Annotated in this window: 19 protein-coding genes; 15 read left to right on the top strand and 4 right to left on the bottom strand. The window is 73.0% G+C overall.

The genetic code is table 11. The annotated features are described in order from the left end of the window. The first annotated feature begins 8 nt into the window (after window positions 1–8). Window positions 9–1,160 (top strand): NADH-quinone oxidoreductase subunit D, encoded by a 1,152-nt coding sequence (locus tag ACSURM_RS16500; RefSeq protein WP_436955876.1) that lies wholly within the window; start codon window positions 9–11, stop codon window positions 1,158–1,160. Window positions 1,161–1,184: 24 nt separating this feature from the next. Here ACSURM_RS16500 and ACSURM_RS16495 read toward each other — a convergent pair whose 3' ends face one another. Further along, a complete protein-coding gene (locus ACSURM_RS16495) occupies window positions 1,185–2,306 on the bottom strand; it encodes an SAM-dependent methyltransferase (RefSeq protein ID WP_436955874.1) in 1,122 nt (373 codons plus the stop codon). Window positions 2,307–2,424: 118 nt separating this feature from the next. On the opposite strand from ACSURM_RS16495, the gene ACSURM_RS16490 reads away from it, so the two are divergent. Further along, window positions 2,425–3,630, top strand: a complete 1,206-nt coding sequence (locus tag ACSURM_RS16490) for a sensor histidine kinase (protein ID WP_436955872.1) — start codon at window positions 2,425–2,427, stop codon at window positions 3,628–3,630. A 71-nt stretch (window positions 3,631–3,701) separates the two neighbouring features. Further along, window positions 3,702–4,373 (top strand): response regulator, encoded by a 672-nt coding sequence (locus ACSURM_RS16485; RefSeq protein ID WP_181797495.1) that lies wholly within the window; start codon window positions 3,702–3,704, stop codon window positions 4,371–4,373. A gap of 222 nt (window positions 4,374–4,595) precedes the next feature. On the opposite strand, the gene ACSURM_RS16480 is transcribed toward ACSURM_RS16485, so the two are convergent. Further along, window positions 4,596–5,699, bottom strand: coding sequence for a DUF5937 family protein (locus ACSURM_RS16480; protein WP_436955870.1), 1,104 nt, complete (start codon window positions 5,697–5,699; stop codon window positions 4,596–4,598). Between the two features lie 163 nt (window positions 5,700–5,862). Between ACSURM_RS16480 and ACSURM_RS16475 the strand changes: the two genes are divergently transcribed. Further along, window positions 5,863–6,069, top strand: a complete 207-nt coding sequence (locus ACSURM_RS16475; RefSeq protein WP_436955868.1) for a hypothetical protein — start codon at window positions 5,863–5,865, stop codon at window positions 6,067–6,069. 33 nt (window positions 6,070–6,102) lie between these two features. Here the strand turns inward: ACSURM_RS16475 and ACSURM_RS16470 are convergent, their stop codons facing one another. Continuing rightward, on the bottom strand, window positions 6,103–7,299 hold the full coding sequence (locus ACSURM_RS16470) for a threonine aldolase family protein (protein WP_436955866.1): 1,197 nt from the start codon (window positions 7,297–7,299) through the stop codon (window positions 6,103–6,105). A gap of 179 nt (window positions 7,300–7,478) precedes the next feature. On the opposite strand from ACSURM_RS16470, the gene ACSURM_RS16465 reads away from it, so the two are divergent. From ACSURM_RS16465 to ACSURM_RS16420, 10 genes are all read left to right on the top strand, one after another. Beyond that, window positions 7,479–8,435, top strand: coding sequence for a Rossmann-like and DUF2520 domain-containing protein (locus ACSURM_RS16465; protein WP_436955864.1), 957 nt, complete (start codon window positions 7,479–7,481; stop codon window positions 8,433–8,435). Further along, window positions 8,432–9,424 carry a pantoate--beta-alanine ligase gene (gene panC / locus ACSURM_RS16460; protein WP_436955863.1) on the top strand — a complete coding sequence of 331 codons (993 nt, stop codon included), beginning with the start codon at window positions 8,432–8,434 and terminating at the stop codon, window positions 9,422–9,424. The genes ACSURM_RS16465 and panC overlap by 4 nt, the downstream gene beginning before the upstream one ends. Further along, window positions 9,421–11,142 (top strand): L-aspartate oxidase, encoded by a 1,722-nt coding sequence (locus ACSURM_RS16455; RefSeq protein WP_436955862.1) that lies wholly within the window; start codon window positions 9,421–9,423, stop codon window positions 11,140–11,142. The genes panC and ACSURM_RS16455 overlap by 4 nt, the downstream gene beginning before the upstream one ends. A 5-nt stretch (window positions 11,143–11,147) precedes the next feature. Then, window positions 11,148–12,125 carry a carboxylating nicotinate-nucleotide diphosphorylase gene (gene nadC / locus ACSURM_RS16450; RefSeq protein WP_436955860.1) on the top strand — a complete coding sequence of 326 codons (978 nt, stop codon included), beginning with the start codon at window positions 11,148–11,150 and terminating at the stop codon, window positions 12,123–12,125. Window positions 12,126–12,130: 5 nt separating this feature from the next. After that, window positions 12,131–12,928 carry a type III pantothenate kinase gene (locus ACSURM_RS16445; protein WP_362200543.1) on the top strand — a complete coding sequence of 266 codons (798 nt, stop codon included), beginning with the start codon at window positions 12,131–12,133 and terminating at the stop codon, window positions 12,926–12,928. Window positions 12,929–13,107: 179 nt separating this feature from the next. Next, window positions 13,108–13,740 carry a hypothetical protein gene (locus tag ACSURM_RS16440; protein WP_436961113.1) on the top strand — a complete coding sequence of 211 codons (633 nt, stop codon included), beginning with the start codon at window positions 13,108–13,110 and terminating at the stop codon, window positions 13,738–13,740. 153 nt (window positions 13,741–13,893) lie between these two features. Beyond that, window positions 13,894–14,070, top strand: a complete 177-nt coding sequence (locus tag ACSURM_RS16435; RefSeq protein ID WP_359047345.1) for a hypothetical protein — start codon at window positions 13,894–13,896, stop codon at window positions 14,068–14,070. A 309-nt stretch (window positions 14,071–14,379) separates the two neighbouring features. Further along, window positions 14,380–14,802, top strand: a complete 423-nt coding sequence (locus ACSURM_RS16430) for a BlaI/MecI/CopY family transcriptional regulator (protein WP_391343548.1) — start codon at window positions 14,380–14,382, stop codon at window positions 14,800–14,802. 9 nt (window positions 14,803–14,811) lie between these two features. Beyond that, entirely contained in the window at window positions 14,812–15,345 is a 534-nt protein-coding gene (locus ACSURM_RS16425) for an amino-acid N-acetyltransferase (RefSeq protein ID WP_030781644.1), read from the top strand. 203 nt (window positions 15,346–15,548) lie between these two features. Beyond that, the gene (locus ACSURM_RS16420; protein ID WP_030606126.1) at window positions 15,549–15,884 is read left to right on the top strand and encodes a histone-like nucleoid-structuring protein Lsr2; all 336 of its coding nucleotides are present in this window, start codon (window positions 15,549–15,551) and stop codon (window positions 15,882–15,884) included. Here the strand turns inward: ACSURM_RS16420 and ACSURM_RS16415 are convergent. Continuing rightward, window positions 15,863–16,555, bottom strand: a complete 693-nt coding sequence (locus tag ACSURM_RS16415; protein WP_436955856.1) for an SCO3374 family protein — start codon at window positions 16,553–16,555, stop codon at window positions 15,863–15,865. The genes ACSURM_RS16420 and ACSURM_RS16415 overlap by 22 nt on opposite strands. A gap of 430 nt (window positions 16,556–16,985) precedes the next feature. On the opposite strand from ACSURM_RS16415, the gene ACSURM_RS16410 reads away from it, so the two are divergent. Further along, window positions 16,986–19,511: an ATP-dependent Clp protease ATP-binding subunit gene (locus ACSURM_RS16410; protein ID WP_030781638.1), complete on the top strand. Its 2,526-nt coding sequence runs from the start codon at window positions 16,986–16,988 to the stop codon at window positions 19,509–19,511. The last annotated feature ends 28 nt before the right edge of the window (window positions 19,512–19,539 follow it).

Genomic DNA, 19,539 nt, shown 5'->3' with positions numbered 1-19,539 from the left:
CTGGGCCCATGACTCCTACGACGGAGACCACGGTCGGCATCGGCGGTGCGGCGGAGAGCACCGACATGGTGCTCAACATCGGGCCCCAGCACCCGTCCACGCACGGCGTGCTGCGGCTCAGGCTCGTGCTGGACGGGGAGCGCATCGTCCGCGCGGAGCCGGTGATCGGCTACATGCACCGGGGCGCCGAGAAGCTCTTCGAGGCGCGCGACTACCGGCAGATCATCGTGCTCGCCAACCGCCACGACTGGCTGTCGGCGTTCTCCAACGAGCTGGGCGTGGTCCTCGCCGTGGAGCGGATGCTCGGCATGGAGGTCCCCGGGCGGGCGGTGTGGACGCGCACCCTGCTCGCCGAGCTGAACCGGGTGCTGAACCACCTGATGTTCCTCGGCTCCTACCCGCTGGAGCTGGGCGGGATCACGCCGGTGTTCTACGCGTTCCGGGAGCGCGAGGTGCTCCAGAACGTCATGGAGGAGGTCTCCGGCGGGCGCATGCACTACATGTTCAACCGCGTCGGCGGCCTCAAGGAGGACCTGCCGGCGGGCTGGACGGCACGCGCGCGTGCGGCCGTCGCCGCGGTGCGCTCGCGCATGGACGTCTTCGACGACCTGGTGCTCGGCAACGAGATCTTCCGGGGGCGCACGCGCGGGGTGGGGGCGCTCGCGCCCGAGACGGTGCACGCCTACGGCGTGAGCGGGCCCATCGCGCGCGCCTCGGGCGTCGACTTCGACCTGCGCCGCGACGAGCCGTACCTGGCCTACGGCGACCTCCAGGACGTGCTGAAGGTGGTGACCCGTACCGAGGGCGACTGCCTCGCCCGCTTCGAGGTGCTGCTGGGGCAGACCCACAACGCCCTGGACCTCGCCGACGCCTGCCTGGACCGGCTCGCCGAGCTGCCGCCCGGGCCGATCAACCAGCGGCTGCCGAAGGTGCTGAAGGCGCCCGAGGGACACACGTACGCGTGGACCGAGAACCCGCTCGGCATCAACGGCTACTACCTGGTGAGCAAGGGCGAGAAGACCCCGTACCGGCTGAAGCTGCGCTCGGCCTCGTACAACAACATCCAGGCGCTGACCGAGCTGCTGCCGGGGACGCTGGTGGCGGACATGGTCGCGATCCTGGGCTCGTTGTTCTTCGTGGTCGGCGACATCGACAAGTAGGCGGCGCCGGGCCCGCCCCGGGGCCTACGCGTCCGCTTCCAGGGGGTCCGGGATGCCGACGGGCTGGAGCAGCCAGCCGAAGTCGCCGAGGCCGCCCGCCGCCGTGAGCTCGGCGGCCTCCCCGGCGCTCGCGAGGGCGCGTACGTAGCCGGCGGGGTCCGTGGAGGCCAGCGCGAGCGGGGGGCGTGCGCCGGTGATGTCCAGGGTGCGCAAGGCGGCGCGTTGTGTGAGCAGGCGCGGGCGGGGCAGTACGCGCGCTGTCCCGGGAGTTCCGTCCGCCGCCCCGGACGGTGCCTGCGCCGGAGCCGACGGCGTGCAGGGCGCGCCCGGCGGGTACGGCGCGCCCGGTGCCGCCGCGCACGCGTCCAGCGCGACGTGCGCCGTGATGTCGCACGAGCCGTCCGGCACGGGCGCCGTCTCGCGTCCCTCCCGGAAGCCGGTGAGCGTCCCGAAGGGCGGGCGCGTGTCCACGGTGTGCGCGTAGTCCACGGCCACCGCGAGCCCCCGTGCCAGCCGCGCCACGGCCGACGCCCACGCCTCGTCCCGGGGCAGCCCGACCTCCGCCCGCAGCCCCTCCTCGGCCGGCAGCGGCCACCAGCGCGCGAGCCAGTCGGCCGCCGCCCCCGTCACCGGCTCCCCGAGCCGCTCGGAGCCGTCCCGCGCGACGAGCACCAGCCGGGGAACCCCGGCCGCGTCCACCTCCACGACGTCCACGGGAACGTTGTCCAGCCACTCGTTGGCGAACAGCAGCCCGGTGACCTGGTCCGGGAGCTCGCCGCGCCAGAGGATCCGCTCGTCCAGTCCGGCCGGGCGCCCGGCGACCTCGACGGCGTACGCGCGGGTGCGCGCGGCCACCTCGGCCGGCAGCGCGGCGAGCACCCCGCGGGTCAGCTCGCCCCGCCCGGCGCCCATGTCGACGAAGTCCAGCACGGCGGGCCGGCCGAGCGCCGCGTCGACCCGGCACAGCAGCCGGGCCACGGCCCGCGCGAACAGCGGGGAGGCGTGCACGGAGGTGCGGAAGTGACCGGCCGGCCCCTCCGGGCGCCGGTAGAAGCCACCCGGCCCGTACAGCGCCGCCCCGGCCGCCGCGCGCCAGCCGCGCGGGCCCGGCTCCCCGGGGAGTGCCCCCGCCGTCTCATCCGTCACGGAGCCAGACTAGGCGCACAGGTGATCACGGCATCCACCTTGCGGAGTACGCGCGCCGGGCGCGGATCGGCCCTTCGGTTGACCCCTACACGCACCCGGTTTCCCTACGCTGGGTTACGTGCAGCGCCTCTATGACTTCCTCCGTCGCCACCCGACCTGGGTCGACACCTTCTGGGCCGTCGTCCTGTTCGGGATGTCCGGCCTGAGCGAGGTCAGCTGGGACGGATCGCCGCATCACCACGGGTCGCTGCCCGCCGGTCTGGCCGTGTCCGCCGTCCTGTGCGTGGTCGTGGCGCTGCGCCGCCGTTTCCCTGAGCCGATGCTGCTGGTCGCCCTGGTGACCGGGCTGGCCCAGCTGGTCCTGGACGTCGAGACGACCGTCGCCGACTTCGCCATGCTGGTGATCACGTACACGGTCGCGGCGGTCGGGGCGCGCTGGGCCTCCCGGCTCGCGCTCACCGTCAGCCTCTGCGCGGCGACCGCGGCCCAGATCCGCTGGCCGCAGGAGCAGGCCAGTTTCGGCGGGCAGATCGCCATCGCGGTGTTCCAGACGGTGCCCTTCGCCCTCGCCTGGGTGCTCGGTGACTCCATGCGCACCCGGCGCGCCTACTTCGCCCAGCTGGAGGAGCGCGCGGCCCGCCTGGAGAAGGAGCGCGAGGCGCAGGCGAAGGTCGCGGTCGCCGCCGAGCGCGCCCGCATCGCGCGCGAGCTGCACGACGTGGTCGCGCACAACGTGTCGGTGATGGTGGTGCAGGCCGACGGCGCCAACTACGTCATGGACACCGCGCCCGACCAGGCGAAGAAGGCCCTGGAGACGATCTCCTCCACCGGCCGCCAGGCCCTGGCGGAGATGCGCCGCCTGCTGGGCGTGCTGCGCACCGGCGAGCACCAGGAGACCGGGGAGTACGTCCCGCAGCCCGACGTCGAGCAGATCGACGACCTGATCGAGCAGTGCCGCAGCTCCGGCCTTCCGGTCGACTTCAAGGTCGAGGGCACCCCGCGCCCGCTGCCCAGCGGGGTCGAGCTGACGGCGTACCGGATCGTGCAGGAGGCGCTCACCAACACCCGCAAGCACGGCGGGCCGGGTGCGGGCGCGAGCGTACGGCTGGTCTACTTCGACGACGGCCTGGGCCTGCTGGTCGAGGACGACGGCAAGGGCGCCCCGCACGAGCTGTACGAGGAGGGCGGCGCCGACGGCCGGGGACACGGCCTGATCGGCATGCGCGAGCGCGTCGGCATGGTCGGCGGCACGCTGGACGCGGGACCGCGCCCCGGCGGAGGATTCCGCATCAGCGCCCTGCTGCCGCTCAAGCCAGCGCACTGACCTCGTCGCACGCCCCCGCGCGCCCCACCGCACGACCAAGACGGCAACCGAGAAGACACGGAAGAGGACCCATGACGATCCGCGTGATGCTCGTCGACGACCAGGTGCTGCTGCGCACCGGGTTCCGGATGGTGCTCGCCGCCCAGCCGGACATGGAGGTCGTCGCGGAGGCGGGCGACGGCGTGGAGGCCCTCCAGGTGCTGCGGTCCACCGCCGTCGACGTCATCCTGATGGACGTCCGGATGCCGAAGCTGGACGGCGTGGAGGCCACCCGGCGGATCTGCTCCGAGCCCGACCCGCCGAAGGTGCTCATCCTGACCACGTTCGACCTGGACGAGTACGCCTTCTCCGGGCTGAAGGCGGGCGCCTCCGGCTTCATGCTCAAGGACGTGCCGCCCGGTGACCTGCTGGCCGCGATCCGCGCCGTGCACAGCGGTGACGCGGTCGTCGCGCCCTCCACCACCCGGCGGCTGCTGGACCGCTTCGCGCCGATGCTGCCCGCCACCGGCAAGGAGCCCCGGCACAAGGAGCTGGAACGGCTCACGGAGCGCGAGCGCGAGGTCATGGTGCTGGTCGCGCAGGGCCTGTCCAACGGCGAGATCGCGGCCCGGCTGGTGCTGAGCGAGGCGACGGTGAAGACCCACGTGGGCCGCATCCTGACCAAGCTCGGCCTGCGGGACCGGGTGCAGGTGGTCGTCCTGGCGTACGAGACGGGACTCGTGCGCGCGGGCGGCCACGGCTGACGGAGACGGCCGGCACCGGCGGGCGGCCCGGCGCGGGATGTCCCTGGCCGGCCCGGCGTAGGGGCTCGGCACGGGACGCCCACGGTCGGTTCCGGGAGCCGATGGCCCGGCGCGGGACGTCCTCGCCCGGTTCCGGGAGCCGATGGCCCGGCGCGGGACGCCCTCGCCCGGTTCCGGGCAGTGACTCGGCGGGACGCCCCTCGGTCCGCTCCCGCCGGTGGGTCAGCGCAGGACGCCCTCGATGAAGTCGCTGCCCAGCCGGGCCACCGCGGTCAGGTCGAGCTGGTGCTGGACGTACCGGCCGCGCCGGCAGTCGGTGATCAGGCCCGCCTTCTTCAGCACCGACAGGTGCCGGGATATCTCGGGCGCGGTCATGCCGTGCGCCTCGGCCAGCTCGCTGGTGGTGTGCGGGGAGCGCGCCAGATGCCGGCACAGCCGCATCCGCACCGGGTGCGCCAGCGCGTCCAGCCGGCGCGTGAGCTGCTCCACGGACGGGGCCTGCGGCCGGGGACCGCTCGCCGGATAGGTGATCGTCGGCTGCCAGCCGTACCGGTGCAGGACCATCAGGTGCGGCCAGCCGAGGCTGGTCGGCACCAGCACCAGACCGCCGTCGCCGGTGGCGGTGCGGCCCACCAGCAGCTTGTCCACCGTGATCACCCGGCCGTCCTCGGCCAGCGACACCGCCCCGGACAGGGAGGCGAGGGCTTCCCCGAGCCCCTTGCGGCGCAGCAGCTCGGTCTTGTGCCGGGCGTCCGCGGCCAGCTGGGGCTGGATACGGGCCCAGGTGTCGGCGAAGAACGCGTCGTCGCAGTCGAGCATCAGCTGCCGGAACCAGGCGCGCACGGCCGGCGGATCCGCCAGCAGACGGCGGGTGAACCGCTCCTGCACGGACCCGCGCGCGGCGGCCAGCTCCAGGGAGCGCCGGCGCAGCTCCGGATCGTCCAGCGGACCGGCCTCCTGGACGTCGTAGCGCAATTGGCAGGTGAACTCCAGCGCCGCGTGGACGAACTGCGCGTCCGTCAGTTTGTCCAGCAGGTCCAGCTCTTCGGCGAGCGTGGCCCCGGGCATCGCGCGCCCGCCCGGGATGCCGGCGAACGGCGCGAAGACGTCCGAGAACGTCGAACGCCACAGGAAGTCCGCCTCGCACAGCCGGTCGGCCAGGCAGGGCTCCAGCCGGGAGGAGACCGCCGTCGCCCAGCCCCGCAGGTCGGGATGGTGGCCGGGCTCGCTCAGCGCGTGCAGCGCCATCCCCAGCTCCGCCAGCGGAGACGGCACGACGGTGACCCGCTCCAGGGGCAGTCCGGTGATGTCGATGGTCACGCTCATGCCCCTATCGTGCACCCGCCCACTGACAGCGCCCCCGTCGATTGACGGCAGCCGTCAATCGACGGGACAACCGCACGGCACGCGCAGCAGGCTGAGGTCACCGGGGCAGCCGCGGAGCCCGATCAGTCACCCGATCAGCCACGTCCCGAGAAGGCGATCCGCCATGAGCATCACCCAGCAGTACCTCCTCGACAGCTACCGCGCCCGCCTGCGCGGCGAGCCCGAACCGCCCGCGCCGGGCCGGCACGACCTGGACGCGCTGCGTGAGGTGCGGGAGTACCGGCGCTTCAGCGCCGTCGTCGCCGAGCGCCCGGCCCGCGGCCGGCTGCGGTACGCCCTGCGCCGGTGGCTGAGCCCGAGAGCCCTGTGACGGCCCGCGCGGGCGGCCCCTCCTGCCCGCCGGTCAGACGCCGGGCAGCCGGCGCGTGAAGTCGGCGACGGCCGCCCGTACGTCGTCCGCCGTCCAGTCCAGGCCCGGCGCGCGCACCGAGACCTCGGTGAAGGCCAGCCCGGGGCCGCCTTGGTCCCAGGGGTCGGCGAAGAGAAACGTGCCCGTCTCCTCGGCCTGGGACACGGCGGCCTCCATCAGCACGTCGGCGTCGTACGGCAGCCAGACCCGGAACTCGTGGGTGTGCGGCTCCTCGGGGTGCACGCGGACCCACGGCACCCCGGAGGCCGCGAGGCCCTCGCGCAGCGCGGCGGCGACCACGCGCGCGTGCCGCACGTAGTCCGGCAGCCGCGGCAGCTCGCGCTCCAGCCCGACGAGCGCGGACAGGACGGTGGGGAACTGCTGGAAGACCGCGCCGCCGTACCGGTGCCGCCAGGTCCTGGCCTCGTCCACCAGCGTCCTCGGGCCGGCCAGGGCTGCCCCGCCGAAGCCGTCGAGGGACTTGTAGAACGACACGTACACGCTGTCGGCCAGGCCCGCGATCTCCGCCAGGGACCGGCCGAAGTAGGGCGTGCACTCCCACAGGCGCGCGCCGTCGAAGTGCACCACCGCGTCCCGCTCCCGCGCGGCCTCGACGACCTCGGTCAGCTCCTCCCAGGAGGGCAGCACGAAACCGGCGTCCCTGAGCGGCAGTTCCAGCATCAGCGTCCCGAAGGGCTCGGGGAAGTCGCGTATCTCGGCCGCCGTGGGCAGCCGGGGCTCCCCGGTCACACGCACCGGCCGCAACCCGCTGACCTGGCTGAACGCATGCCGTTCGTGCACCTCGGGGTGGGCCAGGGCGTGCAGGGCCACCGTGGGGTCACCGGTGCGGCCCGCCCAGCAGCGCAGGCCCACCTGCTGGGCCATCGTGCCGGTCGGGAAGAACGCGGCGGCCTCCGTGCCGAGCAGGGCCGCGACCCGCTGCTCCAGGTCCTCCACGATCCCGTCGCCGTAGATGTCCGCGTACCCGTCCAGGTCGTACACCTCGGACGCCGCGTCCAGGACCGCCAGCCGCTCGCGGACCGTGCGCCGGAAGCCCGGCCGCCACAGCACCCGTTCCGCCTTCGCGAAGGCGGCCCGGCGCCGCTCCCGCATCCGTTCCGCCGCCGTGGGCCGCGCGCCCGTCCGCCGTTCGTCGTCCTCGTGCCCGTCCGGCACCACCGCGTCAGTCATGGACGGATCATGCCGCCCCACGCGCGCGTGGGCAGCGGGTTTTCGTGCCGGAGGGTGCCGGAGGGTGTGGACAAACCCACAGCCTGTGGACAACCGGCCGCCGCCCCACCCGATAGCGTTAACATGACGAGAAATCGTCCGGTACCCAGAGCGGACTGGAACGGGAAGGCCTCCGTCGCGTGAGTACAGTCCACCAGCCAGATCCCAAGGACCGCCCCGCGCGGCTCACCGTCGGTGTCGTCGGCGCCGGCCGTGTGGGCCCCGCGCTGGCCGCGTCCCTCCAGCTCGCCGGGCACCGCCCGGTGGCCGTCTCCGGAGTCTCCGACGCCTCCCGCAGGCGCGCCGAGGCGATGCTCCCGGACGTCCCGCTGGTGCCGCCCGCCGAGGTGCTCCAGCGCGCCGACCTGGTGCTGCTCACCGTCCCCGACGACGCCCTGCCCGGCCTGGTCGCCGGCCTCGCCGAGACCGGCGCGGTACGGCCGGGACAGCTGCTGGTGCACACCTCCGGCCGGTACGGCGCGAAGGTCCTGGACCCCGCCCTGCGCGCGGGCGCGCTGCCGCTGGCCCTGCACCCGGCGATGACCTTCACCGGCACCCCCGTGGACGTGCAGCGCCTGGCGGGCTGCTCCTTCGGCGTCACCGCGCCCGAGGAGCTGCGGCTGGCCGCCGAGGCCCTGGTGATCGAGATGGGCGGCGAGCCGGAGTGGATCAGCGAGGAGAACCGCCCGCTGTACCACGCGGCCCTCGCCCTCGGCTCCAACCACCTGGTGACCCTGGTCGCCCAGGCCATGGACCTGCTGCGCACGGCCGGCGTCGGCGCGCCCGACCGGATGCTCGGCCCGCTGCTCGGCGCCGCCCTGGACAACGCGCTGCGCTCCGGCGACGCCGCCCTGACCGGCCCGGTCGCGCGCGGGGACGCCGGCACGGTCGCCGCGCACATCACCGAGCTGCGCAAGCACGCCCCGCAGACCGTGGCCGGCTATCTCGCCATGGCCCGCGCGACCGCCGACCGCGCGCTGGCCGGCGGCCTGCTGAAGGCGGAACTCGCCGAGGACCTCCTGGGGGTACTCGCCGACGGGGGCCAACCGGACCAGGGAGACGACGGCACGACCGGCACCGAGGGGAACGACCGATGACCACCGACCTGCTGAGCACCGCCGAAGAGCTGCACGCGCGCGTGCGCCACGGCCGCCGCGCCGTCGTGATGACCATGGGCGCCCTGCACGAGGGCCACGCGACCCTGATCCGCTCCGCGCGCGAGATCGCGGGCCCGGACGGCGAGGTCGTCGTCACCGTCTTCGTCAACCCGCTCCAGTTCGGCGCCGGCGAGGACCTGGACCGCTACCCGCGCACCCTGGACGCCGACCTGGAACTCGCCGGGCGGGCCGGCGCGGACGCCGTGTTCGCGCCCTCCGTGGACGAGGTGTACCCCGGCGGCGAGCCCCAGGTGCGGGTCTGCGCCGGGCCCATGGGAGAGCGCCTGGAGGGTGCCGCGCGGCCCGGCCACTTCGACGGCATGCTGACCGTCGTCGCCAAGCTGCTGCACCTCACCCGCCCGGACGTCGCCCTGTTCGGGCAGAAGGACGCCCAGCAGCTGGCCCTGATCCGGCGCATGGTGCGGGACCTGAACTTCGGCGTCGGGATCGTCGCCGTACCGACCGTGCGCGAGGAGGACGGGCTCGCCCTGTCCAGCCGCAACCGCTACCTGTCGCCGGACGAGCGCCGGACCGCGCTCGCGCTGTCCCGCGCGCTGTTCGCCGGCCGGGACCGGCACGCGGCCCAGGAGGCGCTGCGCGCGCGGGCCCGGGAGGTGCCCTCCACGCAGGCGCGTGCCGAGGCGCTGAGCGCCATAGGCGAGTCCCGCGCGGCGGCCGACGCGCACGCCGTGGCCACCGCCGCGCCCGGCGGCCCGGCGGCCGTGCGTGCCGCCGTCCGCCAGGTGCTGGACGAGGCCGCCCGCCTCGACCCGCCGCTGCGGCTGGACTACCTGGCGCTGGTCGATCCCGCCGACTTCACCGAGATCGGCGACGACTTCACCGGCGAGGCCGTCCTCGCCGTCGCCGCCCGGGTCGGCTCGACCCGGCTGATCGACAACATTCCCCTCACCTTCGGAGCCGCCTCGTGACCAGCACAGGCATACGACTGCACGCGCCCGCTCCCGGCTGGGCCATCTCCGCGGACGTGGTCGTCGTCGGCTCCGGCGTGGCCGGCCTGACCGCGGCCCTGCGCTGCCAGGCCGCCGGCCTCACCACCGTCGTGGTCACCAAGGCGCGGCTGGACGACGGCTCCACGCGCTGGGCGCAGGGCGGCATCGCCGCCGCCCTCGGCGAGGGCGACACACCCGAACAGCACCTCGAGGACACCCTCGTGGCCGGCGCGGGCCTGTGCGACGAGGAGGCCGTACGGATCCTCGTCACCGAGGGCCCCGACGCGGTCCGGCGGCTGATCTCCACCGGCGCCCACTTCGACACCGACGACGGGGGCGACATCCACCTCACCCGCGAGGGCGGCCACCACCGGCGCCGCATCGCGCACGCCGGCGGTGACGCCACCGGCGCGGAGGTCTCCCGCGCCCTCGTGGCGGCGGTCCGCGCGCGCGGGCTGCACACCATCGAGAACGCGCTGGTCCTGGACCTGCTGACGGACGCCGACGGCCGTACGGCCGGGGTCACCCTGCACGTGATGGGCGAGGGCCAGCACGACGGCGTGGGCGCCGTGCACGCCCCCGCGGTGGTCCTCGCGACCGGCGGCATGGGCCAGGTGTACTCCGCGACCACCAACCCGTCGGTGTCGACCGGCGACGGCGTCGCGCTGGCGCTGCGCGCGGGCGCCGAGGTCTCCGACCTGGAGTTCGTGCAGTTCCACCCGACCGTGCTGTTCCTCGGCGCCGACGCCGAGGGCCAGCAGCCGCTGGTCTCCGAGGCGGTCCGCGGCGAGGGCGCCCACCTGGTCGACGGCGACGGCGTGCGCTTCATGCTGGGCCGGCACGAACTGGCCGAGCTGGCGCCCCGCGACATCGTCGCCAAGGGCATCCTGCGGCGGATGCTGGAGCAGGACGCCGAGCACATGTACCTGGACGCCCGGCACTTCGGCGCCCGGATGTGGGAGCAGCGCTTCCCGACCATCCTGGCCGCCTGCCGCGCCAACGGCATCGACCCGGTCACCGAGCCCATCCCGATCGCCCCGGCCGCCCACTACGCCTCCGGAGGCGTGCGTACCGACGCCCACGGCCGCACCACCGTGCCCGGCCTGTACGCGTGCGGCGAGGTGGCCTGCACCGGCGTGCACGGCGCCAACCGGCTCGCCTCCAACTCCCTGCTCGAAGGGCTCGTCTACGCCGAGCGGATCGCCGCCGACATCGCCGCCGAGCGGACGGCGGGCGGCCTGCACGCGCGCGTGCCGGTGCCGGTCCCGCAGCCGGACCAGCCGGACCACCCGCTGCTCGCCGCCGAGACCCGGTTCGCCATCCAGCGGATCATGACCGAGGGCGCGGGCGTGCTGCGCTCCGAGGAGTCCCTCGCCCGGGCCGCCGGCCGGCTCCAGCGGCTGCACGCCGACGCGCGGGAGGCGCTGGAGGAGAACGGCAAGACCGCCGAGCCCGGCGTGGACACCTGGGAGGCCACCAACCTCCTGTGCGTGGCCCGGGCCCTGGTCGCCGCCGCCCTGCTGCGCGAGGAGACCCGCGGCTGCCACTGGCGCGAGGACCGCGCCGACCGCGACGACGCCCACTGGCGGCGCCACATCGTCGTACGGCTCAACCCCGACCGGTCGCTGGCCGTACGCACCACCGACACCGCAGACTTCCCCCCTACCCGGCAAACCCAGCGCCCTCAGGAGCAGTGACAGACGTGAGCACCGACGACCTTCCTCTCGTCCCGACCGGCGGCTGCGGCGACGGCTGCGGCTGCGGCGCCGAGGGCGACGAGGAGTACCTGGAGTGCGGGCTGGACCCCGCGCTCGCCGAGCTGCTGGCCGCCGCCGGGCTCGACCCCGTGGAGGTCGAGGACATCGCCACCGTCGCCATCCAGGAGGACCTGGCCGGCGGCGTGGACGTGACCACGGTCTCGACCATCCCCGAGGACGCGGTGGCCACCGGCGACTTCACCGCGCGCGAGGCGGGCGTCGTGGCCGGCCTCCGGGTCGCCGAGGCCGTGCTCTCCGTGGTCTGCACGGACGAGTTCGAGGTCGAGCGGCACGTGGAGGACGGCGACCGGATCGAGGCCGGGCAGAAGCTGCTGTCGGTCACCACGCGCACCCGCGACCTGCTCACCGCCGAGCGCAGCGCCCTGAACCTGCTGTGCCGGCTGTCCGGCATCGCGACCGCCACGCGCGCGTGGGCGGACGCGCTGGAGGGCACCAAGGCGCGCGTGCGCGACACCCGCAAGACCACCCCGGGCCTGCGCGCGCTGGAGAAGTTCGCCGTCCGCTGCGGCGGCGGCGTCAACCACCGCATGTCGCTGTCCGACGCGGCCCTGGTGAAGGACAACCACGTGGTCGCCGCCGGCGGCGTCGCACCGGCCTTCAAGGCCGTACGGGAGGCCTTCCCGGACGTGCCGATCGAGGTCGAGGTCGACACCCTGCACCAGCTGCGCGAGGTGGTGGACGCGGGCGCCGACCTGATCCTGCTGGACAACTTCACGCCCGGTGAGTGCGAGGAGGCCGTAGGCATCGTCGGCGGCCGGGCGCTGCTGGAGGCCTCCGGCCGGCTGACGCTCGCCACCGCGCGCGCGTACGCCGAGACGGGCGTGGACTTCCTGGCCGTCGGCGCGCTCACCCACTCCTCGCCGATCCTGGACATCGGCCTGGATCTGCGCGAAGCGGAGTAACGCCCATGCTGCTCACCATCGACGTCGGCAACACGCACACTGTCCTCGGCCTGTTCGACGGCGAGGACATCGTCGAGCACTGGCGCATCTCCACGGACGCGCGCCGCACGGCGGACGAGCTCGCGGTGCTGCTCCAGGGCCTGATGGGCATGCACCCGCTGCTCGGCGAGGAACTGGGCGACGGCATCGACGGCATCGCGATCTGCGCGACCGTGCCGTCGGTGCTGCACGAACTGCGCGAGGTCACCCGGCGGTACTACGGCGACGTACCCGCCGTCCTGGTCGAGCCGGGCGTGAAGACGGGCGTGCCGATCCTCACCGACAACCCCAAGGAGGTCGGCGCCGACCGGATCATCAACGCGGTCGCGGCCGTCGAGCTGTACGGCGGGCCGGCGATCGTCGTCGACTTCGGCACGGCGACCACGTTCGACGCGGTCTCCGCGCGCGGGGAGTACATCGGCGGGGTGATCGCGCCCGGCATCGAGATCTCCGTGGAGGCGCTGGGCGTCAAGGGCGCGCAGCTGCGGAAGATCGAGGTGGCCCGGCCGCGCAGCGTGATCGGCAAGAACACGGTCGAGGCCATGCAGGCGGGCATCGTGTACGGGTTCGCCGGGCAGGTCGACGGGGTGGTGGACCGGATGGCCCGGGAGCTGGCCGACGACCCGGACGACGTGACGGTGATCGCCACGGGCGGACTCGCGCCGATGGTGCTGGGGGAGTCCTCGGTGATCGACGAGCACCAGCCGTGGCTGACGCTGATCGGGCTGCGCCTGGTCTACGAGCGGAACGTGTCCCGGCTCTGAACGGGCGCCGGCGCCCCCGCGGGCGCCGGCCCGCCCCGGGGCGCCCGGTCGACTCGCCGGTGGCCCCGGACGGGGGAACCGCGGAGCGACACGCAGCGCGTAAACATCCCTTTCGGTCACTTTTGTCCGATTAGCGATAGCGTCGCCGCATGCCCACGCCATACGGATCCCGCGGCGGCATGGCGTTCGGCGCGGAGGAGCTGCGTGTGCTCCGCCGCGCCCTCGCCCTCGCCCTCCACCCCGGCCACGTCTCCGCCGAGGACGTGCAGGACTGCCTCCGGCTCGCCGAATCGCTGGACGAGGCGCTGAGCGAGGGCGCCAGACTGCGCGCCTTCCTGGTGGCCGACCTGGGCCGGTACCGGGCCGCTCTGCCGGGTACGGCCGCCGGTTACCTCGCCCTTCTGGAGGAGGCCCTCGGGGCCGGGCACCGCCCGACGCCGGACGATCTCGCGGCGCTGCGGGCGCTGCGCGGGAACCGGATGGCGGCGGCGCTGCTGGACCGCTGCCAGGCGCTGGCCGAACAGGACGTACGGGCGCGGTTCGCCCAGGGGGCGCGCAGGGTGCCGGCGCCCGCCGTGCCGCCCGCGCGGACGCGGCTGCTGGCCCTCGCGGGTGGGGCGGGAGAGCCCGGGGCGCGACGGGAGGAAGGGGCGGCCGAGGAGCCGCCGGCGCCTCCGGCGGAGCGGCCGGGTGCGGAACCGGGGAAGGGCGAGCCGGGGGAGCCGAAGCGGCCCATCCCCACGCCGGGGGAGGTCTTCCCGCGACGCAAGCCGACGCCGCCGGCCGCTCCGCAGCGGTTGGCCGCGGTCTGACCCGGCCTCCGGCCGGACACGTCGTTCTCACCCGCACCTCCGTGCGACTTCCGCGGCCGGGTGCGGGTGGCCCTGTCGGGGGGCTGGGACACGTGGTGCGGGGTTCGTGCCCCCCGCCCCTTTCGCCCGTTCCGCCGTGGCTACTCTGGAGGCATGGACTACGTCTCCGCGCTCGTGCCGCCGGTCGTCATGGCCGCGTTCTTCATCGGTGTGGTCAGGGTGATCGTGAAGACCCAGGGTGGGGCCGCCAAGACCAAGGAGGATGCGGCCGTCGACGCCGCGCTCGCCCGCGCGGACGGCTCGCCCGAGAGCCCCGCCGCCGGCGCCTGAGCGGTACCCCCGGCCGTACCGGGCCCCCGGCTGAGCGCCTGCCCCGGCGACGCGCGCCCGCTTCGCGGATGACGTGCGCCCGCGTCGCGGAGAGCCCGGCCGTGGTTCCCGCCTGCGCTCAGCCGCCCGCCCGTGGGCCCTCGGCGGTGGTCCTGGCATGCCCACCCTCACCGGGCCCCTTCTTTCCGGCCGCGCGCCCTTTTTGCTCGGGTTTGTAGTCTTAGCGCACGTCCGGCACGTCATTGGGCGGATCTCCCACTATTGTTCTGAGCTGTGCCTCGCCCATTGGGAGAACTCGAAGACGCGGTCATGACGCGGGTGTGGAAGTGGAACCGCCCGGTGACCGTTCGAGAAGTCCTGGAAGACCTCCAGCGGGAACGGTCGATCGCGTACACCACCGTGATGACCGTTTTGGACAATCTCCATCAGAAGGGCTGGGTGCGCCGGGAGGCGGAAGGCCGGGCCTATCGATATGAGGCCGTGTCGACACGTGCCGCGTACGCCGCCGCCCTGATGAACGACGCCTGGTCCCAGAGTGACAACCCGGCCGCCGCTCTCGTCGCCTTCTTCGGCATGATGAGCGAGGAACAGCGCCAGGCCCTCAGAGACGCCGTACGCATCGTCCAGGGCCCGGAAGAAACCCGGGAAGCACCCGAAGCCCGGCAACCCCGAGCCGCCGAAGCCCCGCAAGAGGAGAACCCCGGCTCGGCGGAGGACGCCGACGGGCGATAGCGTCCGCTCATGTCAGCAGAGCGTCCTGAAGTCTCCGCAAAAGCCATCACCGTCCGGCGGGCCCGGACCAGCGATGTCCCGGCCGTGCGCCGCCTCCTCGACGCCTACGTCCGCGACCGCATCCTGCTCGACAAAGCGACCGTCACGCTTTACGAGGACATCCAGGAGTTCTGGGTGGCCGAACGCGATGACAACGCCGAGGTGGTCGGCTGCGGGGCGCTGCACGTCATGTGGGAGGACCTGGCGGAAGTGCGGACTCTGGCGGTGAAGCCCGGCCTCAAGGGCGCCGGCGTGGGCCATCAGTTGCTGGAGAAGTTGCTGGAGACAGCGCGCTGGCTCGGCGTTCGCCGGGTTTTCTGCCTGACCTTCGAAGTGGACTTCTTCGGGAAGCACGGCTTCGTCGAGATCGGCGAGACGCCGGTCGACACCGATGTCTACGCGGAGCTGTTGCGTTCCTATGACGAGGGCGTCGCGGAGTTCCTCGGTCTCGAACGAGTGAAGCCGAACACCTTGGGCAACAGCCGGATGCTTCTGCATCTGTGATCGCCAATGCCCTGGTGGCCTATGTCCGAAACGCGCATGTTTCCGGGCGGGGTCGGGGTGTCGAGTCGCTGCCGAGGGTTTGTGTTTTTCCGGCAAAAGCGGTTTGCTTTCCGACGTACTGCAGTACTGCATATAACAGGGGCGGCGAAACGGCGGACGCCGCACACCCCTGGTCCTCAACGTTATCGATGAAAGGAAATGCGGTGGCACAGAAGGTTCAGGTCCTTCTTGTCGACGACCTCGACGGCGGCGAGGCGGACGAGACCGTGACGTTCGCGCTGGACGGCAAGACGTACGAGATCGATCTCACGACCGCCAACGCGGACAAGCTGCGCGGTCTTCTGGAGCCCTATGTGAAGGGCGGACGCCGTACCGGTGGCCGTGCTTCCGGCGGGCGTGGAAAGGCGCGTGCCGCTTCCGGCGGCAACCAGGACACCGCGGCCATCCGCGCCTGGGCGAAGGAGAACGGTTACGAGGTCAACGACCGCGGCCGCGTTCCGGCGTCGATCCGTGAGGCCTACGAGAAGGCCAACGGCTGATCCCGCGGACCGGCGGGGCGCCCGGCGCTCCCGCGCCGCAGCCGGACCCGGTGACAGTGTGCTGCCACCGTGTCCACCAGCCGCACCAGATCGGGGGCGCTCCCCTCGCGCCCCACGGCCGGAGCGGCCGTCGTACCCGGCATGCCCGGCATGGCCGGCAGCGAGGTCTCGACGTCCTCGCGTCCCGGCCCGGGGGGCCGCAGCCACACAGCGGCCCCCTGCGCTGACGCCGGCCGCCCGGACGAGGCCCATGCGGGGCCGGCCGGTGCCGGGGCCTCCAGCGTGCCGCCGGGCCCCAGGGCCCGCAGGTCCAGGGAGACCGGGCCCCACTCCAGCCACTCCAGGAGTCCCGGCAGCTCCTCCGCGCTGCCCGGGGCCACCAGCAGCTCCACGCGGTCGCCTCGGAGGATCACCGGGGAGCCCGGCGCGAGATGCCGGAGCGCTCGGGCGCCCGCCTCGGCCGGCACCTCAAGCACGTCGAACCGCACCCCCGTGACCAGCCGCAACGGCGGTCCGGGCACGGTCGGCCAGCCCAGTTCGTCCTCGTACCAGCGCCGGGCCCGGGCGTCCGGGCCGACATCGGTGCCGGGACCGCCGGCCTCCGGTGCGTCCGGGACGACGGGGCGGCGGGGGACGGGGATCGTGGGCGTCACGGGGACCGGGCCAGCCATGCCAAGCGCAACCGCCACAGTGGCATTCGGGTTACGCTGGGTGCCCCAACGGCTGCGCTCAGTGCCGGAGGAGGGGGCGCGTGGGGGTCCGGGGAGGCGCAAGGTTGTTCGCCCATAGCGGAGGGAACCGGGGCGCGCGGCATGGAGTGTCAGTCCGTGCGGGTAAGACATCCCTAGTGGGAGGGGGCGACACGCAGGACGGGCCGTCTCACGTTCGCCAACGGCGTACTGGCGAGTGGGGTAACTGCCTGGCCTGCGGGAACATCGTCTCGCACCATCGGGTTGGAGCAGATGTCGGCGCACACGGTCAGGAGGCCATCGACGGTGTCGGCAGTTGGAATGAGCGGTCCCCGCTTGCGGGACTAAGCTGCGGAAGGACAGGGAGGGGAAGTTCCCCCCACTGCCTGACCGCTCTGAGGAGCGATTAACGATGTTCGAGAGGTTCACCGACCGCGCGCGGCGGGTTGTCGTCCTGGCTCAGGAAGAAGCCCGGATGCTCAACCACAACTACATCGGCACCGAGCACATCCTCCTGGGTCTCATCCACGAGGGCGAAGGTGTCGCCGCTAAGGCCCTGGAGAGCCTCGGCATTTCGCTTGAGGCGGTCCGCCAGCAGGTGGAGGAGATCATCGGTCAGGGCCAGCAGGCCCCGTCCGGCCACATTCCCTTCACCCCCCGTGCCAAGAAGGTCCTGGAGCTGTCGCTCCGCGAGGCCCTTCAGCTGGGCCACAACTACATCGGCACGGAGCACATCCTGCTCGGCCTGATCCGCGAGGGCGAGGGCGTCGCCGCCCAGGTCCTGGTCAAGCTGGGCGCAGACCTCAACCGGGTGCGGCAGCAGGTCATCCAGCTGCTCTCCGGTTACCAGGGCAAGGAGACCGCCACCGCGGGCGGCCCGGCCGAGGGCACCCCCTCGACCTCTCTCGTCCTGGACCAGTTCGGCCGGAACCTCACCCAGGCCGCTCGTGAGTCCAAGCTCGACCCGGTCATCGGGCGCGAGAAGGAGATCGAGCGGGTCATGCAGGTGCTGTCCCGCCGTACGAAGAACAACCCCGTCCTGATCGGTGAACCGGGCGTCGGCAAGACCGCCGTCGTCGAGGGCCTCGCCCAGGCCATCGTCAAGGGCGAGGTGCCCGAGACGCTCAAGGACAAGCACCTCTACACGCTGGACCTCGGCGCCCTGGTCGCCGGCTCCCGCTACCGCGGTGACTTCGAGGAGCGCCTGAAGAAGGTCCTCAAGGAGATCCGCACCCGCGGCGACATCATCCTGTTCATCGACGAGCTGCACACGCTGGTCGGTGCGGGTGCCGCCGAGGGCGCCATCGACGCCGCGAGCATCCTGAAGCCGATGCTGGCCCGCGGTGAACTCCAGACCATCGGTGCGACCACGCTGGACGAGTACCGCAAGCACCTGGAGAAGGACGCCGCCCTGGAGCGCCGCTTCCAGCCCATCCAGGTCGCCGAGCCGTCCCTGCCGCACACGATCGAGATCCTCAAGGGCCTGCGCGACCGGTACGAGGCGCACCACCGCGTCTCGATCACGGACGAGGCCCTGGTCCAGGCGGCCACCCTGGCCGACCGCTACATCTCGGACCGCTTCCTGCCGGACAAGGCCATCGACCTGATCGACGAGGCCGGCTCCCGGATGCGCATCCGCCGGATGACCGCTCCGCCGGACCTGCGCGAGTTCGACGAGAAGATCGCCGCCGTCCGCCGGGACAAGGAGTCCGCGATCGACTCGCAGGACTTCGAGAAGGCCGCCTCCCTGCGCGACAAGGAGAAGCAGCTCCTCGCCGCCAAGGCGAAGCGGGAGAAGGAGTGGAAGGCCGGCGACATGGACGTCGTCGCCGAGGTCGACGGCGAGCTGATCGCCGAGGTCCTCGCCACGGCCACCGGCATCCCGGTCTTCAAGCTGACCGAGGAGGAGTCCAGCCGCCTGCTCCGCATGGAGGAGGAGCTGCACAAGCGGGTCATCGGCCAGAACGACGCCGTCAAGGCGCTGTCGAAGGCGATCCGCCGTACGCGTGCGGGCCTGAAGGACCCGAAGCGTCCGGGTGGTTCGTTCATCTTCGCCGGCCCGTCCGGTGTCGGTAAGACCGAGCTGTCCAAGGCGCTCGCCGAGTTCCTCTTCGGTGACGAGGACGCGCTGATCTCCCTCGACATGTCGGAGTTCAGCGAGAAGCACACGGTCTCGCGCCTCTTCGGTTCGCCCCCCGGCTACGTGGGCTACGAGGAGGGCGGCCAGCTGACGGAGAAGGTCCGCCGCAAGCCGTTCTCGGTCGTCCTGTTCGACGAGGTCGAGAAGGCCCACCCGGACATCTTCAACTCGCTGCTGCAGATCCTGGAGGACGGTCGGCTGACCGACTCCCAGGGCCGGGTCGTGGACTTCAAGAACACGGTCATCATCATGACGACCAACCTCGGCACCCGGGACATCTCCAAGGGCTTCAACCTCGGCTTCGCCGCCGCGGGTGACACGAAGACCAACTACGAGCGCATGAAGAACAAGGTGTCGGACGAGCTGAAGCAGCACTTCCGCCCCGAGTTCCTCAACCGCGTCGACGACGTGGTCGTCTTCCCGCAGCTGACGCAGGAGGACATCCTGCGGATCGTCGACCTGATGGTCGGCAAGGTGGACGAGCGCCTGAAGGACCGGGACATGGGCATCGAGCTGTCCCAGTCCGCCAAGGAGCTGCTGTCCAAGAAGGGTTACGACCCGGTGCTGGGCGCCCGGCCGCTGCGCCGCACGATCCAGCGCGAGATCGAGGACACGCTCTCGGAGAAGATCCTCTTCGGCGAGCTGCGTCCCGGTCACATCGTGGTCGTGGACACCGAGGGCGAGGGCGACGCCGCCACCTTCACCTTCCGCGGTGAGGAGAAGTCGGCCCTGCCGGACGTCCCGCCGATCGAGCAGGCCGCGGGTGGGGCTGGTCCCAACCTGAGCAAGGACGCGTAAGCCTCCGGCGGTTCAGCCGGGTGAAGGG

The organism is Streptomyces sp. SudanB182_2057 (assembly GCF_964272715.1).
Taxonomy (GTDB): Bacteria; Actinomycetota; Actinomycetes; order Streptomycetales; family Streptomycetaceae; genus Streptomyces; species Streptomyces rubradiris.
The sequence above is the reverse complement of the archived record's forward strand: the minus strand, read 5'-3'. Positions and strand labels throughout refer to the sequence as shown.